Genomic DNA, 21,649 nt, shown 5'->3' on the forward strand with positions numbered 1-21,649 from the left:
CAAGGCGGATGATGACGTCAATGGCTGCGGCTCGTCCGTAGCCTCACGCAACGTTCTGGTCGAGAATGTCCACTGCCTCTTGCAGGTTCACAGACACCAGTTGCGAGACGCCGCGCTCGGCCATGGTGACGCCGAACAGGCGGTTCATCCGCGCCATCGTGATCGGGTTGTGGGTGATGATGATGAAGCGCGTGTCGGTCGAGCTGGTCATCTCGTGCAACAGGTTGCAATAGCGCTCGACGTTGTGGTCGTCGAGCGGCGCGTCGACTTCGTCCAGCACGCAGATCGGCGAGGGGTTGGTGAGGAACACCGCGAAGATCAGCGCCATCGCGGTCAGCGCCTGCTCACCGCCCGAGAGCAGCGACAGCGTCTGCGGCTTCTTGCCCGGCGGCTTGGCGATGATTTCGAGGCCGGCTTCCAGCGGGTCGTCGCTCTCGATCAGATGCAGCGCGGCCTCGCCGCCACCGAACAGCTCGACGAACAGGCGCTTGAAGTGGCTGTTGACGACCTCGAACGAGGTCAGGAGCCGCTCGCGCGCCTCCTTGTTGAGGCTCTGGATGCCCTGGCGCAGCCGCTTGATGGCTTCGACGAGGTCGTCGCGCTCGGTGACCAGACCGTTGTGCTGGGTCTCGACCTCGCGCAGCTCTTCCTCGGCGCGCAGGTTGACCGCGCCCAGGCGCTCGCGATCGCGGCGCATTTTTTCGAGGTCTTCCTCGATGTCGTGCAGCGGCGGCAGCTCCGCGCCGGGTTCGATCTCGGCAAGGCCGGCTACGGCCTGCGGCTCGACTTCCAGCATGTCGCGGATCTCGCGCTCGATGTCCTCGAGCCGGCGCCGCGCGCCTTCCATGCGCTCCTCGGCGCGGGCCGTTGCCTCGCGGGAGCTGGACAGCGCCTCAAGCGTCAGCTTCGCGGCGCGATCGGTTTCGGCCATCGCGGTTTCCGCGCTGGCGAGCGCGTCGGCGGCCATGCGGCGGTCGTTTTCGGCATATTCGATCTCGGTGATCAGCGCGCTGCGCTTCTCCGCGAACACGGCCGGTGCGTTCTCGAGATCGCTGCGCTCGATGGTGACTTCGGAGATACGGGCCTGGATGGTGTCGATGTGGGAGGCCGCGCTCTCCTTGCGGTTCTGCCACTCGGTGCGTTCGGCGAGGATCGCCTGCACGCGGCGGTCGGCAAGCTCGGCCTCGCGCGCCAGCGCCTGCGCCTCGGCACGGACCTGGGCGGCCATGCGGCGATGGCCTTCGATGTCGCTGCGGACGGCGGCGAGACGGGTTTCGGTGTCCTCGCTCGACGGCAGCTCGGAGATTCCGGCTTCGGCGTATTCGTAGGCGGCTTCGGCCTCGGCGCGGTCGGCGGCGAGACGGCTGTGCGCTTCCGACAACGTCGCCTTGCGCGCGGCGTGGCGATTGATCTCGCGCTCGGTGGTGGCGTGGCGCTCGCGCGCGACGTTGAGCTCGCGCTGCGCGGCGCGCCAGGCTTCGCGGCTTGCGCCTTCGGTGCTGGCGGCCATCTGCAGCTCGGACTCGGCGTCTTCCAGCGCCTGACGCTTGATCTGCGCGTCGATGCGGGCCTGCTCCAGATCGTTCTCGATGTCGACGAGGCGGGCGCGCTCGGCAAGCCGCCGCGCGGCGCCGGTCGGCGCGTGGGCCGCGGCAACAAAACCGTCCCAGCGCCAGACGTCGCCTTCGGGCGAGACCAGCCGCTGGCCGGTCTTGAGCTGCGAGACCAGCTCGGCGCCGCGCTCGCGCGGAACCACGCCGATCTGCGCCAGGCGGCGGGCCAGCTCGGCCGGTGCCTGCACGTGGCTGGCGAGCGGCACAACGCCTTCGGGCAACTCCGGATCGCCCTCGGTGACACCGGCATTGGTCCAGCGCATCGGCGCGGACGGATCGACCGGGGCGTCGAGATCGTCGCCGAGGGCTGCGCCGATCGCCTTTTCAAAACCCTTGTCGACGGTGATGCCGTCGATGATCGGCGGCCACAGATTTTTGGTCTCGCCGTTGAGGATCTTGGAGATCGTGCGCGCTTCGGTATCGAGCCGCTGCACGCGCTTGTCGGCTTCGACGAGCGGCGAGCGCGAGGATTCCAGCGTCTGCCGCGCGGCGACGTGGGCGGCTTCGCTGTCCTGAGCGGCGGCTTCCGAGGCCGCAAGCGTCTGCTCGGCGTTCTCGACCGTTGCGGTCAACTCGTCGAGATCGCCGAAGCCGCCGGTCTCCGCAGTGAGCTTCTGCTCTTCCGCCGCGACGTTCGAAATCTCCTGGTCGAGCCGGGCGAGCTTGTCGCGGTGGGTGCGAACGTTGGCTTCGAGCTGATGGCGCTTGGCGGTGAGGTCGGCGAGCGCGGTGGTGAGCTCGGCGAACTGGTGCTCGGTCTCGGTCAGCACCGCCTCGGCTTCGCCGACGCGCTCGTCGACGCCTGAGCGCTTCTCGACGCGTGACTTGATCTCTTCCTTCAGCTCGGAGTCTTCGGCGTCGAGGCGCTGCAGCGCCACGTCGGCGTCCATGGTCTGCTGCTGGGCGCGCGAGATGTCGCCTTCGAACTGTGCGAGACGGCGCTCGAGCTCGGCGACGCGCTCCTTGGCGCGCTCTTCCTCGCGGTCGAGCAGCTCGCGGGCGTTGGTCAGGCGCTGCAGCCCGGCTGCCGCGCGCGCTTCGGCATCGCGCAGCGCCGGCATTTCGGAGGCGCGGATCGCCTGGATGCGGGCGGCCTCGGCCTGGTGCTGGGTACGCTCCGCCATCTCGCGGACCGCGAGATCGTGGATCTGGCCGGATTCGTTGACGTCGGCGTGGGCGCCGATCCAGCGCAAATGGAACAGGGTTGCCTCGGCCTTGCGGACCTTGGCCGCAACTTCGCGATAGCGCACGGCCTGGCGAGCCTGCTTCTTCAGGCCTTCCACTTGCCCTGCGAGCTGGCCGATCACGTCCTCGACGCGGGTGAGGTTGGTTTCGGCCGCCTTCAGCCGCAGCTCGGCCTCGTGGCGGCGGGCATGCAGACCGGCGACGCCGGCGGCGTCTTCCAGCACGCGGCGGCGCTGCTCGGGCTTGGCCTGAATGATCTCGCCGATCTTGCCCTGGTGGACCAGGGCCGGCGAGCGCGCGCCGGTGGCGGCGTCGGCGAACAGAATCTGCACGTCGCGGGCGCGCACGTCGCGGCCGTTGATGCGGTAGACCGAACCGGCCTCGCGCTCGATGCGGCGGGAAATTTCCAGAAGCTGGCTGTCGTTCATCGCCGCCGGCGCGGTGCGATCGGCATTGTCGATCGTCATCGTCACTTCGGCGTGGTTGCGCGCCGGACGATTGCCGGAGCCGGCGAAGATCACCGCGTCCATGTCGGCAGCGCGCAGCGACTTATAGGAGGTCTCGCCCATCGCCCAACGCAGCGCCTCGACGAGATTCGACTTGCCGCAGCCGTTGGGGCCGACCACGCCGGTCAGGCCGGGCTCGATGACGAAGTCGGTGGCCTCAACGAAGGACTTGAAGCCGTGAAGGCGCAGGCGGGTGATTTTCATAAGCACGCATCTCTGTTGGCAGGCGCGAATCCCCCTGCCGGGACACTACCATGGAAGGCAATGTCGCTATCCGGGCGAGTCGCGCGAGGCGCCTCATGCGGCTGGACAATGGCCGCGGTGTGCCGCGAGGGCAACCGGCCAAAGCCGCTTTTCCCAAGGGATTTATGCCGGGAAAGATACGGCCATCGAGATGCGAATCAGGCTTTGTATGCGAAGAATCAGCTCTTCAGCAGCGGATTGATCTTCTTGGCGAATTCCTCGAACGTGATCTCGCCCTTGATCTTCTCACCGTTGATGAAGAAGGTCGGCGTCGAATCGACCTTCAGAACGTCGCTGGCGTATTTCTGGTCGGCGGCGATCTTGTCGAGCAGGGCCTGGTCCTTCAGGCAGGCCTCGACCTGCTGCTGGGTAAGGCCGGCCTGCTTGCCGATCCGCGTCAAGGTCTCCGTGGTGTTCTTCACCACCCAGTCGTTCTGCTGGCGGAACAGCATGTCGGTGACTGCGAAGTATTTCGACGCGTCGCCATTGGCGATGCAGCGTGATAGCATCGAGCCGGCGGCGGCTTTGATGTCGAGCGGGAACTCGCGGAAGATGTAACGCACCTTGCCGGTGTCGATGTATTCCGACTTGATCTTGGGGAACACCTGCTCGTTGAAGGCCGCGCAATGCGGGCAGGTCATCGAGGCGTATTCGGTGATGGTGACGGCGGCGTCCTTCGGGCCCAGCGCCATGTCGGGCAACGACACCGGCTTCGCCACATCGGTGGCAGCCTGCGCCATTGCTTCGGAGATGAACCGCAGCGGCGAGAACCCGGCGACCGCGGCAAGCCCGGTCAGCGACAGCATCGTGGTGAAGGCGCGGCGGGTGATGATCAAGGTCGGCTCCCGGATTGGCGTGGTCTCGCCCGAAATTCCCGTTCGGGCGGCCTGTCGCTAGCTTGAAACCTCGTTTGAGGCAATGGCGAGCGACAAGGACGGGTCCAGATTGGCAGCCGAATGAGGCTCAATTTCGCTTGATGGCGGCCCCGAGCCGGGCCAGCGCCGACTTGAGCTGTTCATCTTCGATGTCGCCCAGGCTCTCCGCCACCTTGGCCACCGATTTGGCGTCCGGCGGGGCGGGGCGGGCCGGCCGCCGGGCGCGCGAGAGCGGGGCCTGGCGGAAGGCCAGCTTGCCGACCGCGCTCCAGCCGAAGAAGCGGTTGACCCGCTCCAGGATCACGTCGGCGGAGTGCTGGATCTCCAGCGCGATAGGCCCTTCAACTCGCAGCACCAGCGTCGCCGGCTCCTGCGGTTGGCCCTCGACCGGGCGCGGCCACTGCATCTTCAGCGGCTCGGCATGGGCCGCGATCTCCGGCCCGGCAATCTGCGCCCACCGCGTCACCAGTTCGCGCGCGGCAAACCCCTGCTTGGCATAGGCCTCGGCAAAGACGTCGTTGAGCAGGACCGCGAGCGGCTTTGCGCTGATGGGACCGGGTTTGATGGGGCGAAGCTTGGACATGCGTCCTTATAGCACTCCGGGGCGTGGCCCATAGGCTCCTCGCTGCGAAGAAAGACGTGGATGCCCGCGACGAGCGCGGGCATGACGTGGAGAGATCGGCCTGACGCCGTTACAGTGAAAGCATGAGCCCAAAATCTGCCCTCAAGACGAAATCGGAACCAGTCCAGCCGGAGACCTCGTCGCGTCCGCTCGCGCTCCTTGCCTGGTACGACCGCCACCGGCGCCGATTGCCCTGGCGCGCCGCGCCCGGGGAGGCGTCCGACCCTTACCGTGTCTGGATGTCCGAGATCATGCTTCAGCAGACCACGGTGAAGGCGGTCGGGCCCTATTTCGAAAAGTTCGTCGCGCGCTGGCCTGATGTCACGGCGCTGGGGCGGGCCTCGCAGGACGACGTGCTGCGGATGTGGGCCGGGCTCGGCTATTACTCGCGCGCGCGAAACCTTTATGCCTGCGCGGTTGCGGTGACGCGCGAGCATGGGGGCACCTTTCCCGGCACCGAAGAGGGCTTGCGCGCGCTGCCGGGTATCGGGCCTTACACGGCGGCCGCGATCGCGGCGATCGCCTTCGACCGCCGCACCATGCCGGTCGACGGCAATATCGAGCGGGTGGTGTCGCGGCTCTTTGCAGTTGAAGAAGAGCTCCCGCAGGCAAAACCGCTGATCCAGCAACTGGCGGCGACGCTGCTTGCCGATTCTCGCGCGGGAGACAGTGCACAGGCGCTGATGGACCTCGGCTCTTCGATCTGCACGCCGAAAAAGCCGGCTTGTTCGTTATGCCCCTTGAACGAGGACTGCACGGGGCGCGCGCTGGGAACGCAGGAAACGTTTCCGCGCAAGGCGCCAAAGAAGACCGGCGCGCTACGGCGCGGTGCGGCCTTCGTCGTCACGCGCGGCGACGAGCTTCTCGTCCGCAGCCGTCGCGAAAGGGGCCTGCTCGGCGGCATGACCGAGGTGCCGGGCTCGGACTGGCTGGCCGGGCAGGACGATGCCAAGGCGAAGCAGCAGGCGCCGGAGCTGAAGGGGTTGTCGCGCTGGCAGCGCAAGGTCGGCGTGGTCACCCACGTCTTCACGCATTTTCCGCTGGAACTGGTGGTCTACACGGCCAGGGCCGAGGCCCGCACGCACGCGCCCGAGGGGATGCGCTGGGTTCCGATTGCGACCTTGGCCGGCGAAGCGCTGCCCAATGTCATGCGCAAGGTGATTGCGCATGGATTGGGTCGCTAGGACCCATCCTGCTGACACCATGCTGTCAGCAACCCTGGGCTACTCACGCAGGGTAACGGAGGGTTCGCATGGTCAAGACCGCGCTCGACAACTTCAAGAGGCCGCCCTGCGCCGAGCTGCTCGGATGGCGCCTGCTCGATGCTCGCCCGGAGGAGGGCTGGATCAAGCTCGCCTTCGACGGCAAGCCGGAGTTCTGCAATCCGGCCGGTTTCATCCAGGGCGGCATGCTCTCGGCCATGCTCGATGACACCATGGGTCCCGCCGTGCTGGTGATGAGCGAGGGCCGGCTCTACACCACGACGATCAGCATGACCGTGAATTTCCTGGCGCCCGCAAAGCCCGGACCGATCATCGGCGAGGCCAAGGTGACGCAGCTCGGCAAGACGATCGCGTTCGTCGAGGCCCGGCTGACGGCGGAAGACGGCACGCTGCTGGCGACGGCGACCGCGAGCGAGCGGCTGCTGGAGGCGGCGAGGGTGGTGCGGCAAATAATCTAGCCGCGCGTGCGGTACCCCTTCTCCATTGCGGGAGAAGGTGGCGCAAACCGCCGGATGAGGGGTATCTCTCCGCGCGTTCAAATCGTGAGGGACGAACGCGTGGCGATAAACCCCTCACCCAAGTGAGTCTGCGTCGACCGGCATCGCTGCCCTCTCCCACAACGGGCGAGGGCACATCAATGTGCATCTCGCTTGAGCAAGAGTACTACGCTCCCACGCGTTTCGCACGCGCGCTGACGATCGGTGGCTTCGCATTCAGCGCCTCCACCTGAAACCCGGCGACGCGCTTGTAGTTGGCGGCAATATTCTCGAGCTCCTGCTGCGACAGCACGTCGGTGACGACCTTGTAGCCATCGGGCGCGCGCTCCTCGACGAGCTGCATCACCTGCTCGGGGCCGTTCTTGCGGTTGAGCAGGACCAGGTCGGTGGTCGCAGGCCTCCGCTCGGCCTCATAAGCCAGCAGCGCCGCCTGCGTCGGGCCGTGCGCCAGGATCTCGCGCGTGATGGTGCGGGCATCGAGAATCGCCTGCGAGGCGCCGTTGGAGCCGATCGGGTACATCGGATGCGCGGCGTCGCCCATCAGCGTGACCCGGCCAAAGGTCCATTGCGACACCGGATCGCGGTCGACCAACGGATATTCATAGGCATGCGGGCAGTTCTTGATCAGGCCGGGCACGTCGAGCCAGTCGAACTGCCAGCTCTCGAACCAGGGCAAGAACTCTTCCAGCCGCGCGGTGCGGTTATAGTCCTCGCGCCGCCATTGATAGGTCGGCGGCATGTGGCGCTCGGCAACCCAGTTGATCAAATGGTTGCCCGCCGCGTCCGGCTCTTTCGATATCGGATAGCAGACGAATTTTAGGATCTCATGTCCGGCCATGATCATGGTGCGGCCGGTAAGGAAGGCTTTTGCAGGCGTGACGCCGCGCCAGAGGATGCGGCCGTTCCAGATCGGGGGGCCCTCGTCGGGATAGAGTTTTTCTCGCGCGGCGGAATGGATGCCGTCGGCGGCGATCAGGATCGTGCCGTCGTAAGTCCCCGCGGCCTTGCCGGTTGCCTTGTCGATGAAATCGGCGCGCACGCCGTCAGCGGTTTCGCTCCAGCCGGTCAGATGATGGCTGGTCAGGATGTTGTCGCGTCCGAGGCGTTCGATCGCGGTGTCGAGCAGGAGCTGCTGGAGCGTGCCGCGATGGATCGAAAATTGCGGCCATTGATAACCGGCCTCAAGCCCGCGCGGCTCGCTCCAGATCGGCTTGCCGTGCCTGGAGAAATAGGCAAGCTCGCGGGTGCGCACGCCGCTGGCATCGAGCTTGTCCATCAGGCCGAGCTCGATCAGCTCGCGCGCCGCATGCGGCAGCACGTTGATGCCGACGCCGAGCGGCCGCAGTTCGGCGACGCTCTCGAACACTTTCGTGGGAATGCCGATTCCGTGCAGGCTGAGCGCAAGCGTCAGCCCGCCGATGCCGCCACCGGCGATGAGTACGGTCATGAGAAAACCCCTCCAATTGGGGGGTCTTGGCACAGGCGGGCGCCGGTGGGCAACTGCGAAGAGCAAGAGCACTGAGAATGCCCTACTATGGACCTCGGGGCCAGCAGCCGTTAACTTCCGGCTTTCTCATGAGGTCCGACATGCTCAAGCTCTACTACGCCACCGGCACCTGCGCGCTCGCCACCTACATCACCCTGGAAGAGGCCGGTGCCGACTATTCGGCCGAGCGGCTGAGCTTCAAGACCAACCAGCAGACCAGCGCGGATTATCTCGCGATCAACCCGAAGGGCCGCGTGCCCGCGCTGGTGACCGATCGCGGCGTCCTGACCGAGACGCCGGCGATGCTGGCCTATCTTGCGCAGACCTTCCCCAAGGCGGAGCTCGCGCCACTGGACGATCCCTTCGACTTCGCCCAGGTGCAGTCGTTCAACTCCTACCTCTGCTCGACCGTGCACATCAACCATGCCCACAAGATGCGCGGCGCCCGCTGGGCGAGCGAAGAGAGCTCGTTCGCCGACATGAAGCAGATGATCCCGAAGACCATGGGCGCGTGCTTCTCCCTGATCGAGCAGAAGATGTACAAGGGGCCCTGGGTGATGGGCGAGCAGTACACGATCTGCGACCCCTATCTCTACACCCTGTCGACCTGGCTTGAAGGCGACAGCGTCGACATCAACGCAACGCCGAAGATCGCCGATCACTTCAAGCGCATGTCCGACCGTCCCGCCGTGCGCAAGGTGATGGACGCGCAGAAGGCGTAGGATCTTGTAGGGCGGGCAAAAGCGCAAAGCGCCGTGCCCATCAACTTCCACGCGACAGCAGAAGGGGTGGGCACGCTTCGCTTTGCCACCCTGTGGGACTGCGACGTTAGGAAGCCTTTCGCTTCTCCAATTCTCGTCCCGTCTCCAGCATCAATCGCCGCAACCAGATCGATCCCGGGTCCATCTGGGACCGCGTCGGGTAGAACATGAACTGCTCGTCGACGCCGGGGTCGAGCGGCGGCGTCACCGTGACGAGGCCGAACTGCTTCGACAGCGCCGCGATCAGCCGGCGCGGCACGAAGGCAACGAGGTCGGTGCGGGCAGTGACGTGCAGCGCTTCGAGATAACCCGGGACCACCAGTGAAATGTGCCGGTCGATGCCCTTGGTGCGCAGCCAGGTGTCGATCAGGTCCTCAGCGCTGCCGCGGATGATGACGCCGACATGGCGTGCGGCGAGGAACGTCTCGCGCCGCTTCAGCTTCACAGCCATGGGATGGCCGCGCCGCACTGCCAGCGCATCGCTGTCGGTGTAGAGCAGCTGCCGATGAAAGCCCTTGAACGCGTTGCCGATCGAGATCACGAGATCGATGGTGCGGGCGAACTCGGTGTTGAAGATCGCAGGTCCCCGCCACGGCACGATGTCGATGCGGACGTTGGGCGCAACGCGCGTCACCTTCTCCATCAACGGCGGCATCAGGAGCTCAACCGCGAGATCCGGCATCATCAGGCGGAATTGCCGTTCGCTGCGGCCGGCGTCGAAGTCGTCAGGCACGAACAGCCCGCGCACCTGGTCGAGCGCCTGCGCCAGCGGCGCGCGCAAGGCGTGCGCCCGTGGCGTCAGCTCCATCCGCGCGCCTGTGCGCACCAGGAGCGGATCGCCAAAGATGTCGCGCAGGCGCTGCAGCGCATGGCTCGCCGCCGGCTGCGAGAGTCCGATCCGCAAGGCGGCGCGGCTGACGCTGGCCTCGCGCAGCAGCGCGTCGAGCGCGGTCAGAAGGTTGAGGTCGAGCGAATTCAAATTCATGAGGCGAATAGATATCATATCCGCTATCGATTTGAAGAATTTAGAGCCGGCGGCGATGATCCCGGTGTTCTCACCAACGGAGATGCCGCCATGAGCGCAAATGCCAACAAAAAACTGATGCAGGATATTTTCGCGGCCGCCGCCAGTTCCGATCCGGTCGCGCGCGACCGCGCCTTGTTCACCGCAAGTCTTGCCGACGACGCCAGATGGGTCGTGACCGGCCAGTACTCCTGGTCGCGCACCTTCGCAGCGAAAGAGGCGATCCTCAACGATCTGCATGCCTATGTGCGGACCCGTCTGGTCGACCGGACACGGACCGTCGCCCACCGCTTCATTGCCGACGGCGACATCGTCGTCGTGGAGGCCAAGGGCGACAACGTCACGCCCGAGGGGGTGCGCTATGACAACGACTATTGTCTCGTGTTTCGTCTCGAGGACGGCAAGATCAAGGAGATCCGGGAATATTGCGACTCGGTGCTGACCGAGAAGGCACTCGGCCCGTTTCCGCAAACGGCCGTGAGCTGAGCGGGTCGAGCGGCGTCGCGTTCGGCGACCGCTGCCGTCCGCCCCGTCGGCGATGGTCGTGTCGGTCTGGCGCAGTCCGGATAAGCTGCAGCGGCCTGCACGCTGCTGCGGGCTTCGCGCCAAAACCGTGCTCAACCTGCCGATAAAATCAGCGATGTTGTGCCGTCTGACGCATGCGCGCTCGAAAAATTTGAAGGTTCAATTAACGAGTGTCCCCCCATTGTGTCGCAGTGCAGCGTGAGTCGCGTAAAGCGTGACGCGCGGCTGCCGGGGGTGGCCGTGACGATCGCCGGAGTTGTTCGTCCGCCCGAATTCACATGCATCTGGGTGGACAGTGGGAATGCCGAGTTTTCGTTTGCGGATCAGGGGACGCCTGTACGCAGGTTTCATGGCCTTGGTGGCGGTTGGTCTCGTAATGGCGGTGGTCGCCGTCTGGAATTTACGGACCGTGCAGGATCAGGTCGCAAAGGCCTCGGCGTTTTCGGACAGTACGGCACGGGTTCTGGAGATATCGACCCATCTTCAGGCGATCCAGCGGGCCAATCTGCGATACATTTATGACGCCAACGAGCCTGCAATGCGGGAGGCGGCGGAACGGGAGGCCGCGGCGACCGAGCTGTTGCAAGTCGGGGCGAAGGGCACGCTCTCCGAGGAGCGCCGAAAGCTCTACAATGATCTGATCGCCGACATCGCCAAGATGCGAAGCCTGCGTGACAATCTCGGCGACGCCGTCAACGAGGCGAGAACCGGCAAGGCGACGCTGCTGCCGAGCGGCGATGAGCTCACCGTCAAGATGAACAAGCTGGTCGATGTGGCGCGCGCAGCCGTCGATGAAGACACTGCGTCCCTCGTCGCCGACCTCGAATCCAGGCTTCTTCTCGTTCAGATCGCAAACTGGCGTTTCCTGGCCCTGCGCGACGTGAAGGGGCCCGCGAACTTCAGAACCAATGTAGACAGGGCGTCGCAGCGGCTCGCAGCGATCGAAAAGAGCCCGCAGGCGACCGAATTACGAACCACGCTCGCCCCGGTGAAGACTTCGCTCGGAATCTACAAAACCGCCTTCGAGACGACGTCGGCGGCGATGCTCCAGGCCGACGAGATCTACCACAAGAACCTCGCGCCTCTCATCGTCGACAGTATCGCCAAGCTCAAGGTCGCGGAAACGGCCTTGAAGAAGGACTACAAGGATTCGCGCAGCAGGGCCGAAGCCGTCATTGACGGCACGACGACCGTGCAGGAGATCGCGGGCGGCCTTGCCATCCTGTTTGGATTGATCGTCGCCTTCCTGATCGCCCGCAGCATCGTCGGTCCCCTGACCTCGATGACGCGCGCGATGGGGCTGCTTGCCGGCGGCAATCTCGAGGTCGCGATCCCCGGCCGCGGCAAGCCTGACGAGATCGGCGACATGGCCAAGGCGATCGAGGTGTTCAAGACCAACATGATCGACACCGAGCGCCTGCGCCATGAGCAGACCGAAATCGAGGCGCGCCAGGCCGAGAGCCGCAAAGCCGACATGGTGAAACTGGCCGACCAGTTCGAGCAGGCCGTGGGCGAGATCGTCGACACCGTGTCGTCGGCATCGCACGAGCTCGAGGCGTCCGCAGGCACTTTGACCACGACCGCTTCGCGGGCCCAGGATCTATCGACGGAAGTCGCCTCCGCGTCGCAGGAAGCCACGGCCAACGTGCAGGCGGTTGCCTCGGCGACGGAACAGCTGTCCTCGTCGGTGACGGAGATCGCGCGCCAGGTACAGGAATCGGCCCGCATCGCCGGCGAAGCCGTCGGTCAGGCGAGCAGGACCAACGCGCGTGTCGGCGAGCTTTCCAAGGCCGCGGCCCGCATCGGTGACGTGGTTGAACTGATCAGCACCATCGCCGGCCAGACCAACCTCCTGGCGCTGAACGCCACCATCGAAGCGGCGCGCGCAGGCGAAGCCGGCCGCGGCTTTGCCGTGGTGGCCTCGGAGGTCAAGGCGCTCGCCGAGCAGACCGCGAAGGCCACTGGCGAGATCGCTCAGCAGGTTTCGGGCATCCAGGCCGCGACGGAGGAGTCGGTTGGCTCGATCAGGGAAATCAGCGGCACCATCCAGCGGCTGTCGGAGATCTCGTCGACCGTCGCCGCTGCCGTCGAAGAGCAGGGCGCGGCCACGCAGGAGATCTCCCGCAACGTCCAGCAGGCTGCCCAAGGCACGCAGCTTGTGTCGTCCAACATCGGCGACGTGCAGCGCGGCGCCTCCGAGACCGGCTCGGCTTCCTCGCAGGTGCTCTCGGCGGCGCGTTCGCTGTCGGCCGACAGCAACCGGTTGAAGCAAGAGGTCACCAAGTTCCTCAACTCGGTCCACGCCGCCTGAGGCTTGAAGGCAAAAAGCCACGCGCATGCGCGTGGCCTCGCTTAGCGGCGTGGCGCGATCAGGCCACTTTCGTGGTCATGTGCTTGAACATGTTGCCGCGGGCCTCGTCGTCCATTTCGGCCTTGAAGGTGAACTTGTCCTTCAACGCGATCGCGCGCGCCGCCGCGGGCCGCGCCGAGACCTCGTCCACCAGCCGCTTCACGTTCGGATATCGTGCAAAGGCGTCGTCGCCGAGCTTGAACGGCACCATCCGGGCCCAACCCCATAGCGCCATGTCGACGATCGAATAGCCGTCGCCGACCACATAGCGGCGGCTGGCGAGGTGGCCGTCGAGAATCTTGTAGTGGCGATCGGTCTCGAACTGATAGCGGTTATGCGCGTAGTCGTGGTTCTGGTCCTTCGGCGCAAAATGCTTGAAGTGAACGGCCTGACCCGAATAGGGCCCGACGCCCGTGGCGATGAACATCAGCCATGACAGCGTCTCGCCGCGAAAATCGGCGGCGGGCAGGAATTTGCCGGTTGTCTCGGCGAGATAGAGCAGGATGGCGTTGGAATCGAACACGATGGTGCCGTTGTCGTCGATCGCCGGCACCTTGCCGTTCGGATTGATCTTCAGATAGTCCGGCGTGAACTGCTCGCCCTTGCGGGTGTCGACCTTCACCGGCTCGAAGGGCAGGCCGGACTCTTCGAGATAAAGCGCGACCTTGGTCGGGTTCGGCGAACCGTTGAAATAGAATTTGAGCATCGGGCGTCTCCCCAGTGTTTGGTGGCCGAGAGCGGAGGCAGCGTCACTGTCGCTGACGGCCTTCTCTTGCCTGAACCTTGTCGGTGGGAGCAACCGGCGAGTTTGCCGGGCGGCACCTGCGCGCCATGCAGATCAGCCGGCGTAACAAAGGCCAATCGCCGCCGTAATGACCATGGCCGCGCCCACGGCCTCCAGGCGCAGCCCGAGCCGCGTGGCGATATGCATGTCGGAGGCCCGCGCCTTGCGTTCAGATCCGCGCGCGTTGCCGTGAATGATGACGTCATGATTGAAATTGTCGTGTGCCTCGTTGCTGCTGGCGAGCCCGGCGCAGACCACGAGCACGCCGAACAAGGCGAGGCCGAAGAAGCCCAGCAGCGCGATCAGGAACATCGGAAACATGCCGACCAGGAAGATCGGCAGTAGCGGTAGCAGCAGCAATGTCTCGGACTGTCGTCGCATGGGAGCCGACCGGTCGGGACTGACCTCTCAAATCTAGTCCCGGCCGTCACGTCATTCAAGACGCCGTGGGGTGGGCAAAGGCGCAAAGCGCCGTGCCCACCAGCACTGCTTCGGTCCGGATTGACAGGGATGGTGGGCACGATTCGCTTTGCCCACCCTTCAAGATCGCGGGAAGCCTACCCGGCCGCCATGCCGGCGCGGATTTCGGCGCGGAGTTCGTCGATCAGCTTGAGACCCTTCTTGGTCTCGATGTGCCAGAAGGTCCAGCCGTTGCAGGCTTGCGCACCTTGCGCCACCGCGCCCATGCGGTGGATGGAGCCGACCTTGTCGCCGAACATGATGGCGCCGTCAGCGCGCACCAGTGCGCCGAGCTTCTTCTTGGCGTCGAACAGTTTCGTGCCGGGCATGATCATGCCGCGCTCGATCAGCTCGGAGAACGCCACCCGCGGCGCTTCGCGCGCGGTCATGAACGGGGCAAGGCTTGCCTCCGGCAGCGGCTCGACCGCGGCGATGCGCGCTTGGGCCGCTTTCGCGTAGGTCTTGTCGCGCTCGAAGCCGATATAGGAGCGGCCGAGGCGCTTTGCGACCGCGCCCGTCGTGCCGGTGCCGTTGAAGGGATCGATCACGAGATCGCCGGGCTTCGATGATGACAGCAGCACGCGCGCGAGCAGGCCTTCCGGCTTCTGCGTCGGATGTACTTTCTTGCCGTCGGCGCCCTTGAGGCGCTCCTCGCCGGTGCAGAGCGGGATCAGCCAGTCGGACCGTGCCTGCACGTCCTCGTTGGCGGCCTTCAGCGCCTCGTAGTTGAACGTGTAGCCCTTGGCCTTTTCGTCGCGCGCGGCCCAGATCATGGTCTCGTGTGCGTTGGTGAAGCGGCGGCCGCGGAAATTCGGCATCGGATTGGTCTTGCGCCAGACGATGTCGTTCAGGAGCCAGAAGCCGAGGTCCTGCATGACCGCGCCGACGCGGAAGATGTTGTGATAGGAGCCGATCACCCAGATCGTCGCCGACGGCTTCATCGCGCGGCGGGCGGCAAGCAGCCAGGCGCGGGTGAAATCGTCATAGGCGGAAAACGAATCGAACTTGTCCCAGTCGTCGTTGACGGCGTCGACATGGGATTCGTCGGGGCGTTTGAGATCGCCCTTGAGCTGGAGATTGTAGGGCGGATCGGCGAACACCAGGTCGACCGAACCAGCCTGAAGCTTCGACATCTCGGCGACGCAATCGCCGAGGACGATGCTGTGCGAAGGAGATTCAAAATTTGTGCGGGGCGCCCTTGCAGACGCCCCGCGACGCGACTCTACCATGACTCAAGAACTCTGACTCAGGCGACGCTGTCGGCGACGCGGGACCAAACAACCGACTGACCGTTACATTGCAGCGGCAAAGTAAAAATCGACTTAACCCGCCGCTTTCGTGAGCAGTCGTCGCGTCGTGCGTCGCGCGTGGTTTGCTGCACGCTTTAGCCGTGTTTTACAGCGCATTTCGCGTTTCTTCGTGTTGCGGGAGCGGCCGGAGTGCCAAAAAACTTCAAATTTCTCTCGGAAAAAATTGCACGACGCCCGGAAAAAATTGCTGCCATGGCCATGCTGTCGCACTAGGCAATAATTGCCGAGCGGGATATTGATTAACGCCATGGAAATTTTACGTGTGTGGCGCGTTGAGCTTTCTTGCGCCCAAATGATGCCATCCAGGACCGAGGGAAGCCGCCATGCGCTACGATGATTTCCGCCGCAGCGACGACATCGAGGATCGTCGCGACGATGGTGGCGGGGGCGGTGGAGGAGGCGGATTCGGTCTCCCCATGGGCGGCGGCGGGCTCGGCATCGGTACCATCATCGTGCTCGGCCTGGTCGGCTACGCCTTCGGCATCGATCCGCGCATCCTGATCGGCGGCGCCGAAATCCTCACCGGCGGCGGTCAGGCGCCGTCCTACCAGACCGATCGCCAGTCGTCCTCCAACGCCAAGCGTGGCGCGCCGACCGACGAGATGGGCAGCATGATCTCCGGCATCCTCGGCGAAATCGACGATCGCTGGAGCGAGATCTTCCAGGCTTCGGGCCAGTCCTACACCGGTCCGAAGGTCGTGCTGTTCCGCAACGTCACCAATGGTGGCCGTTGCGGCCGGGCAGAGTCGGCAATGGGACCGTTCTATTGTCCGCCCGACAAGACCATCTTCCTCGATACCGGTTTCTTCCGCGAGGTCGAGACGCGTTTTCGCGGCTGCTCCGGCAAGTCCGCCTGTAACTTCACCACCGCCTACATCATTGCCCATGAGGCGGGCCATCACATCCAGAACCTGCTCGGCATCATTCCGCGCGTGACGCGACTGCAGCAGCAGGCCGGCAGCAAGGCGGAATCGAATGCGCTCCAGGTGAAGGTTGAATTGCAGGCCGATTGCCTGTCCGGTGTCTGGGTCAATCGCGAGGCGAAGAAGCGGCCGAACTTCCTGGAGCCGGGCGACATCGACGCCGCACTCACCACGGCGAGCGCGATCGGCGACGACACGCTGCAGCGCCAGGCCACGGGCCGCGTCGTGCCCGATTCCTTCACCCACGGCTCGGCGGCGCAACGCAAACAGTGGTTCATGACCGGCTACCAGCAGGGCACGGTCCAGGCCTGCAACACGTTCGGCGGCGGGTCGTTGTAGCGATGATCTCGTGCCCCGGACGCTGCGCAGCACGAAGTGATGCGCTGCAGAGCCGGGGCCTACAAAGCCGGTCCTGCCGAGCTTCATAATGGGTCCCGGCTCTGCGCTGCACCGCTTCGCGCTGCATCGCGTCCGGGACACGAGAGGAAAGAGTCGTGGCGTCCATCGACGAAACAAAACAATTCATCCCGCTCAACATTGCGGTTCTCACCGTTTCCGACACGCGCGCGCTCGCTGACGACAAGTCCGGCCAGACGCTCGCCGACCGGATCCTTGCGGCCGGCCATCATCTCGCCGCGCGCGAGATCGTCACCGACGACGTCGAGGCGATCCGCGCCGTCATCCGCGGCTGGATTGCGGACGCGGGCGTCGACGTCGTCATCACCACCGGCGGCACCGGTTTTACGGGACGCGACGTCACGCCGGAGGCGATCGAGCCCTTGTTCGAGAAGCGCATGGACGGTTTCTCGATCGCATTCCACATGCTGAGCCACGCCAAGATCGGCACCTCGACGATCCAGAGCCGCGCCACCGCCGGCGTGACTGGCGCGACCTACATCTTCTGCTTGCCCGGCTCGCCCGGAGCCTGCCGCGACGGCTGGGACGGTATTCTCAAGGCCCAGCTCGACTACCGCACGCGTCCCTGCAATTTCGTCGAGATCATGCCGCGGCTGGACGAACACCTGCGCCGCCCGAAGGCCCAGGGCGCGACGGTGTAGTCGCGCTCTTCTCCCCTTGTTGTGGGAGAAGGTGGCGCGAAGCGCCGGATGAGGGGTCCATCCGCACGGGCACATTTACTTGCATCCCGCTCGTTGCGAATAATCAGAGATCCCGCTCCCAAGTCTCGCCGATCAGATCGGCACCGAAGCTGTGGTGCTTCTCTGCCTTCACGAGCTTGAAGCCTGCACTTTGATAGATGCCACGCGCGGCGACCAGGATGCTTTGGGTCCACAGCGTCATCCTGCTGTAGCCTCTCTCGCGTGCGCCCTGGATGCATTGCTCGACCAGCGCGCGACCGACACCGAGTCCCCGCGCTTTCTTCTCCACCTGCAACAGGCGCAGCTTCGCAATCTCGTCCGTGGCCTTGACCAGGAAGATCGAGCCGACCGGCTCGCCACCCACTTCCGCAATCCAGCAGTGCTCGCGCGCGGCGTCATAGCCCTTGATGAACTGTGCGCAGATCTCGGCGACCAGGGCCTCGTAGCTGATATCCCAGCTGTAGTCGGCCGCATAGGCGGCGGCCTGCCGGGAGATGACCCAGCCCATGTCACCGACGCGATGGCCGCGCAGCATGAAAGCCGCGGGCTGGCTTCGACGTTGCTCCAGCACAGCCTCGATGGTCGCCATGGCCTGCGTGAGCCGCGTTGCATCGCTGGCCGAAAGCTGAGCCAGCATTGCGGCGACCTCATTTTGCGAGCCCAGGTTCAGCTTGGCAAAGGTCTGGCGGCCCTTAGCGGTGAGACTGAGCTGGTATTGCCTGCGATCCGCGGGCAGGGGCCTGCGGGTGATCAGCCCCTTTTCGTCGAAGCTTTGCACGATGCGGCTGAGATAGCCGGGATCGAGGCCAAGCTCGTTGCCGATCTCCTTTGCGGCAAGATCGTCCCGTTGCGCGAGCTCGTAGAGCACGCGGGCCTCGCTGAGCGAGAACGGGCTCTTTCCAAGGTGCTGGTCGAGCACGCCAAGCTTGCGAGTGTAGAAGCGGTTGAAGGCGCGGACCGCTGCGATGTGGTCGTCGGTACCGTTGAACGGCATGGGTCACCTCGATATTTGCCATTGTCAAACAGTTAATTGACTTTGGCAAGTATCTGGTGGCATCAGCCGACCATGACGATCCGGCTGCGCAGCATGATCCGGGACGAGCGGCCGAGCCGCCGCAGCAGCCGTGCCTCGGGGCGGCGGGCCTGGGGCGGGTAGCCGCCGATCCGGTCGTAGTGATCACGCGCGATCAAAAGTCCCTGATCGCCGAAGGGGCCGATGAGCTTGCGCGTCACGGCCCGGAAGATGTCGCGGAATCCGGCATCGGCGTATGGCGAGCGCGCATAGCGGAAGACGGCCGCACGGTCCCGGCCGCTGGACGCGACGGTCTGGATGAACTGGGTGGTTTCCTCGATCCAGCCGGTTTCCAGCACGGCGCCTGCGGGCAGGAACATCAGCCAGGGCGAATGGGCCTGGAGTGCGCCGGCGGCGAGGGCTGCGCCTTGCGAGGATCCCTCGAAGCCGATGAAACGGCAGCCCGCGACGTCGGCAACGCGCTCGATGACGCCGTTGCGGGTGCCATCGACCAGGAGCACTTCCCGGATGATGCCCGCAGCGGCACCCGGTACCAGCGCGGCCAGAGTTGCGACCGCCGTCTGCTCGACGCCTTCGGTCGGAATGATGACGCTTAGCATGATTGAGGCTTCAGTCTCCGCACTTCGGGAGAAGCGCAACTAATTATATTATGATGTTGTCATAAACATGCAGCGTCGCCGAGTGCAACTTTTCGGCCGCGCTTCGGTCTACGATGGTAAACCGCCGGAGCCGTCGCATCCAAATATGTCCCGTGCGGGGTGGCGATATTGCCGAATGTTTCGGCGCCGTCCTTGCTTGACCGTATTAGTGCGGAGGTTGCCGCAACCTTGCGCGACGCCCAGGCCGTTCGCAATCCTGCAAAAAGCGGATCCGATAGCTGACCAGCGCGGGAACGGGAAAAACGTGCAATCGCGCCGCTGACGAGGGGCTTCGAATGAACGCCGATCAACTTGCTGTTAACACGCCGGCAACATCTCCCAGGCTGGATGGCGCGCCGATCTTGCGGATCCGCGCCGTGATGCTGGGCGAACGCATCAATCCCTCAGGCCTCGAGATAGGCGCGACCGTCTCCTCGACGCCAGCCGCCTTCCGCGTCCATGCCGGCCTTGCGGTGATCTTCCGCTACGGCGTCGTGGTGCTGATCGGCCTCCTCCCTTCGGAAGAGAAGGTGCTGATCGACAGCCTGAAGCCCCGCGTGACCGGCGAGCTCAGCCCCCATGAGGAGGAGATCGCGCAGGCGCAGCTCTGCAAGGACGAAAGCGCCGAGGCGATCCAGCCGGGCGGCCCGATCTGCCTCGCCAAATTCTCCGACGACCGGCTGCTGCTGATCGCGGACGCGCTCGCCAAGAGTACCTCGCTTGCGCGCGACGAGCGGCGTGTCGCCGCGGTCTTCGACGTGATCGAGCCGTTTGCGCGCAAGCTCGCCGAGCAGGGCCGCACACCGCCCCGGCGCAAGGGCATCCTGCAACTGATCGGCAATGCGCTTCTCGTCCAGCAGCGCGTCGCCGGCCGTGTTGCGGTGGCCGAGAAGCCGGACGTGCTCTGGGAGAAGCCCGAGCTCGACCGGCTCTATGCCCGCCTGGAAGACGAGTATGAACTGAAGGAGCGCCTCGACACGCTCGAGCGCAAGCTCACCGCCGTGTCCGAGACTGCCAACGCGCTCACCGACATCATCGACACCCAGCGCTCGCTCCGCCTCGAAATCGCGGTGGTGGTTCTGATCGTGATCGAGGTTGCGATCGGCTGTTTCCAGATTTGGTCGGGGACGCACTGACTCTGCGAGCGTCCTTGGCCTTATGGTTCGAGACGCGCCGTAGGGCGGCGCTCCTCACCATGAGGGTCTAAGATTTCGCCGCGGAGCAGGACCTCATCCTGAGGAGCCCGCCAACGGCGGGCATCTCGAAGGATGGCTACGAAAAGATTGCCCTGCCACGTACTCTCAAATGTGATTTTCTTGTCGCAGCACCGCCGCACAATGCCGTGCGATCATCAGTTCCTCGTTCGTTGGAATGACGAAGACATCGACTGTACTATCGCTACTGCTGATACGCTCGCATCCCTCATCATTCGCCGCGGCATCCACGCGCATACCGAGCCAGCCGAGACGCTCGGCGATTGCGCTGCGGATTTCCTTGGCGTGCTCGCCGATGCCGCCGGTGAAGACCAGGCAGTCCAGGCCGCCGAGCGTGGTCGCCATCATCGCGACCTGCTGCGCCGCGCGGAACGTGAAGAGCTCGACCGCCTCCCGCGCCGCAGGCTCGCCGCTCGCAAGCAGCACGCGCATGTCCGAGGAGATGCCGGAGACGCCGAGCAGGCCTGATTCGTGATAGAGCAGACGCTGGACATCTTCGACCGACATCTTCTCGTGCTGTTGCAGATAGAGCAGCATGCCGGGGTCGATCGTGCCGCAGCGCGTGCCCATCACCAGACCGTCGAGCGGCGTCAGGCCCATCGTGGTGTCGATGCTGCGGCCATCGCGCAAGCCGCACAGGCTTGCGCCGTTGCCGAGATGCGCAATGACGGTGCGCTTTGTGATGAGCTGCGGCGCGGTCGCAGCGAGACGCCCCGCGACATATTCGAATGAGAGGCCGTGAAATCCGTAGCGCCGGACGCCGCGCTTTTCATAGCGCCTCTGGATGGCGAACCGGTTCGCGGGCGGCGTCAGGCCGTGATGGAAGGCGGTGTCGAAACAGGCAATCTGCGTCAGCGCCGGCCGGATCGCCTTGATGGTGCGGACCGGCTCCAGACAACGCGGCTGGTGCAGCGGGGCAAGCGGCGTCAGCGCCTCCAGCTTCGCGTAGACATCATCCGTCAGCTCGACCGGACCGGAATAGTCCGGGCCGCCATGGACGATGCGGTGGCCGACGGCGACCAAGCGGCGGTCGCTAAAACGGTCCTCGATGAAGCCCAGCACGTCGACGAAAAGATGATCGCTGTCCGGATCCGATGCTTTCCTCTGCTTCTCGAACAGATCGTCGCCCGCGGGGCTCTTCACGACGAGCCGCGGCCTGGTCTCGTGCTCGTCGAGCAAGCCCTTGCAGAGCAGGGCGGGCTCGGCCGCCGACATGCCGAACAGGCCGAACTTGATGCTCGACGATCCCGAGTTAAGAACGAGAACCGTTTTCGACATGGC

19 protein-coding genes are annotated in these 21,649 nt (G+C 65.0%); 8 read left to right on the top strand and 11 right to left on the bottom strand.

What is annotated here, in order from left to right:
• Positions 1-43: 43 nt before the first annotated feature.
• The 3 genes from smc to IVB27_RS01450 all read right to left on the bottom strand — a co-directional run bounded on the left by smc (position 44) and on the right by IVB27_RS01450 (position 5,005).
• Positions 44-3,508 (bottom strand): chromosome segregation protein SMC, encoded by a 3,465-nt coding sequence (gene smc / locus IVB27_RS01440; RefSeq protein WP_247440805.1) that lies wholly within the window; start codon positions 3,506-3,508, stop codon positions 44-46.
• Between the two features lie 218 nt (positions 3,509-3,726).
• Complete coding sequence (locus IVB27_RS01445; protein ID WP_247440806.1) at positions 3,727-4,383, bottom strand: DsbA family protein; 657 nt, start codon at positions 4,381-4,383, stop codon at positions 3,727-3,729.
• A 127-nt stretch (positions 4,384-4,510) separates the two neighbouring features.
• The gene (locus IVB27_RS01450; protein ID WP_247340360.1) at positions 4,511-5,005 is read right to left on the bottom strand and encodes a DUF721 domain-containing protein; all 495 of its coding nucleotides are present in this window, start codon (positions 5,003-5,005) and stop codon (positions 4,511-4,513) included.
• A 122-nt stretch (positions 5,006-5,127) separates the two neighbouring features.
• Between IVB27_RS01450 and mutY the strand changes: the two genes are divergently transcribed.
• On the top strand, positions 5,128-6,228 hold the full coding sequence (mutY, locus tag IVB27_RS01455) for an A/G-specific adenine glycosylase (protein ID WP_247440807.1): 1,101 nt from the start codon (positions 5,128-5,130) through the stop codon (positions 6,226-6,228).
• Positions 6,229-6,296: 68 nt separating this feature from the next.
• Positions 6,297-6,725 carry a PaaI family thioesterase gene (locus IVB27_RS01460; RefSeq protein ID WP_247440808.1) on the top strand — a complete coding sequence of 143 codons (429 nt, stop codon included), beginning with the start codon at positions 6,297-6,299 and terminating at the stop codon, positions 6,723-6,725.
• A gap of 205 nt (positions 6,726-6,930) precedes the next feature.
• On the opposite strand, the gene IVB27_RS01465 is transcribed toward IVB27_RS01460, so the two are convergent.
• The gene (locus IVB27_RS01465; protein ID WP_247440810.1) at positions 6,931-8,211 is read right to left on the bottom strand and encodes a flavin-dependent oxidoreductase; all 1,281 of its coding nucleotides are present in this window, start codon (positions 8,209-8,211) and stop codon (positions 6,931-6,933) included.
• A 140-nt stretch (positions 8,212-8,351) separates the two neighbouring features.
• Between IVB27_RS01465 and IVB27_RS01470 the strand changes: the two genes are divergently transcribed.
• Positions 8,352-8,972 (top strand): glutathione S-transferase family protein, encoded by a 621-nt coding sequence (locus IVB27_RS01470; protein WP_247340356.1) that lies wholly within the window; start codon positions 8,352-8,354, stop codon positions 8,970-8,972.
• A gap of 106 nt (positions 8,973-9,078) precedes the next feature.
• Here the strand turns inward: IVB27_RS01470 and IVB27_RS01475 are convergent, their stop codons facing one another.
• Positions 9,079-9,996 carry a LysR family transcriptional regulator gene (locus tag IVB27_RS01475; RefSeq protein WP_247340355.1) on the bottom strand — a complete coding sequence of 306 codons (918 nt, stop codon included), beginning with the start codon at positions 9,994-9,996 and terminating at the stop codon, positions 9,079-9,081.
• Between the two features lie 90 nt (positions 9,997-10,086).
• On the opposite strand from IVB27_RS01475, the gene IVB27_RS01480 reads away from it, so the two are divergent.
• Positions 10,087-10,521 (top strand): nuclear transport factor 2 family protein, encoded by a 435-nt coding sequence (locus tag IVB27_RS01480; protein WP_247440812.1) that lies wholly within the window; start codon positions 10,087-10,089, stop codon positions 10,519-10,521.
• A gap of 340 nt (positions 10,522-10,861) precedes the next feature.
• Entirely contained in the window at positions 10,862-12,871 is a 2,010-nt protein-coding gene (locus tag IVB27_RS01485) for a methyl-accepting chemotaxis protein (RefSeq protein ID WP_247340353.1), read from the top strand.
• A 58-nt stretch (positions 12,872-12,929) separates the two neighbouring features.
• Here the strand turns inward: IVB27_RS01485 and IVB27_RS01490 are convergent, their stop codons facing one another.
• From IVB27_RS01490 to IVB27_RS01500, 3 genes are all read right to left on the bottom strand, one after another.
• Complete coding sequence (locus IVB27_RS01490; protein ID WP_247440813.1) at positions 12,930-13,616, bottom strand: glutathione S-transferase family protein; 687 nt, start codon at positions 13,614-13,616, stop codon at positions 12,930-12,932.
• Positions 13,617-13,748: 132 nt separating this feature from the next.
• Complete coding sequence (locus IVB27_RS01495) at positions 13,749-14,075, bottom strand: hypothetical protein (RefSeq protein ID WP_247340348.1); 327 nt, start codon at positions 14,073-14,075, stop codon at positions 13,749-13,751.
• Positions 14,076-14,251: 176 nt separating this feature from the next.
• Positions 14,252-15,382: a site-specific DNA-methyltransferase gene (locus IVB27_RS01500; protein ID WP_276000874.1), complete on the bottom strand. Its 1,131-nt coding sequence runs from the start codon at positions 15,380-15,382 to the stop codon at positions 14,252-14,254.
• Positions 15,383-15,786: 404 nt separating this feature from the next.
• Here IVB27_RS01500 and ypfJ point away from each other — a divergent pair, with 404 nt between their 5' ends.
• Together ypfJ and moaB are read left to right on the top strand one after the other, a co-directional pair.
• Complete coding sequence (ypfJ, locus tag IVB27_RS01505; RefSeq protein WP_247440815.1) at positions 15,787-16,725, top strand: KPN_02809 family neutral zinc metallopeptidase; 939 nt, start codon at positions 15,787-15,789, stop codon at positions 16,723-16,725.
• A 155-nt stretch (positions 16,726-16,880) separates the two neighbouring features.
• Complete coding sequence (gene moaB, locus IVB27_RS01510) at positions 16,881-17,444, top strand: molybdenum cofactor biosynthesis protein B (protein WP_247340341.1); 564 nt, start codon at positions 16,881-16,883, stop codon at positions 17,442-17,444.
• Positions 17,445-17,547: 103 nt separating this feature from the next.
• On the opposite strand, the gene IVB27_RS01515 is transcribed toward moaB, so the two are convergent.
• The gene (locus IVB27_RS01515; protein WP_247440817.1) at positions 17,548-18,477 is read right to left on the bottom strand and encodes a bifunctional helix-turn-helix transcriptional regulator/GNAT family N-acetyltransferase; all 930 of its coding nucleotides are present in this window, start codon (positions 18,475-18,477) and stop codon (positions 17,548-17,550) included.
• Between the two features lie 62 nt (positions 18,478-18,539).
• Entirely contained in the window at positions 18,540-19,115 is a 576-nt protein-coding gene (locus IVB27_RS01520; protein ID WP_247340335.1) for a glycosyltransferase family protein, read from the bottom strand.
• A gap of 335 nt (positions 19,116-19,450) precedes the next feature.
• Between IVB27_RS01520 and IVB27_RS01525 the strand changes: the two genes are divergently transcribed.
• The gene (locus tag IVB27_RS01525; RefSeq protein WP_247440819.1) at positions 19,451-20,290 is read left to right on the top strand and encodes an RMD1 family protein; all 840 of its coding nucleotides are present in this window, start codon (positions 19,451-19,453) and stop codon (positions 20,288-20,290) included.
• A gap of 165 nt (positions 20,291-20,455) precedes the next feature.
• On the opposite strand, the gene IVB27_RS01530 is transcribed toward IVB27_RS01525, so the two are convergent.
• Positions 20,456-21,646 (bottom strand): acetate/propionate family kinase, encoded by a 1,191-nt coding sequence (locus IVB27_RS01530; RefSeq protein ID WP_247440821.1) that lies wholly within the window; start codon positions 21,644-21,646, stop codon positions 20,456-20,458.
• Between the last annotated feature and the right edge of the window lie 3 nt (positions 21,647-21,649).

The sequence above is a fragment of the Bradyrhizobium sp. 197 genome, from assembly GCF_023073375.1.
Lineage (GTDB): Bacteria > Pseudomonadota > Alphaproteobacteria > Rhizobiales > Xanthobacteraceae > Bradyrhizobium.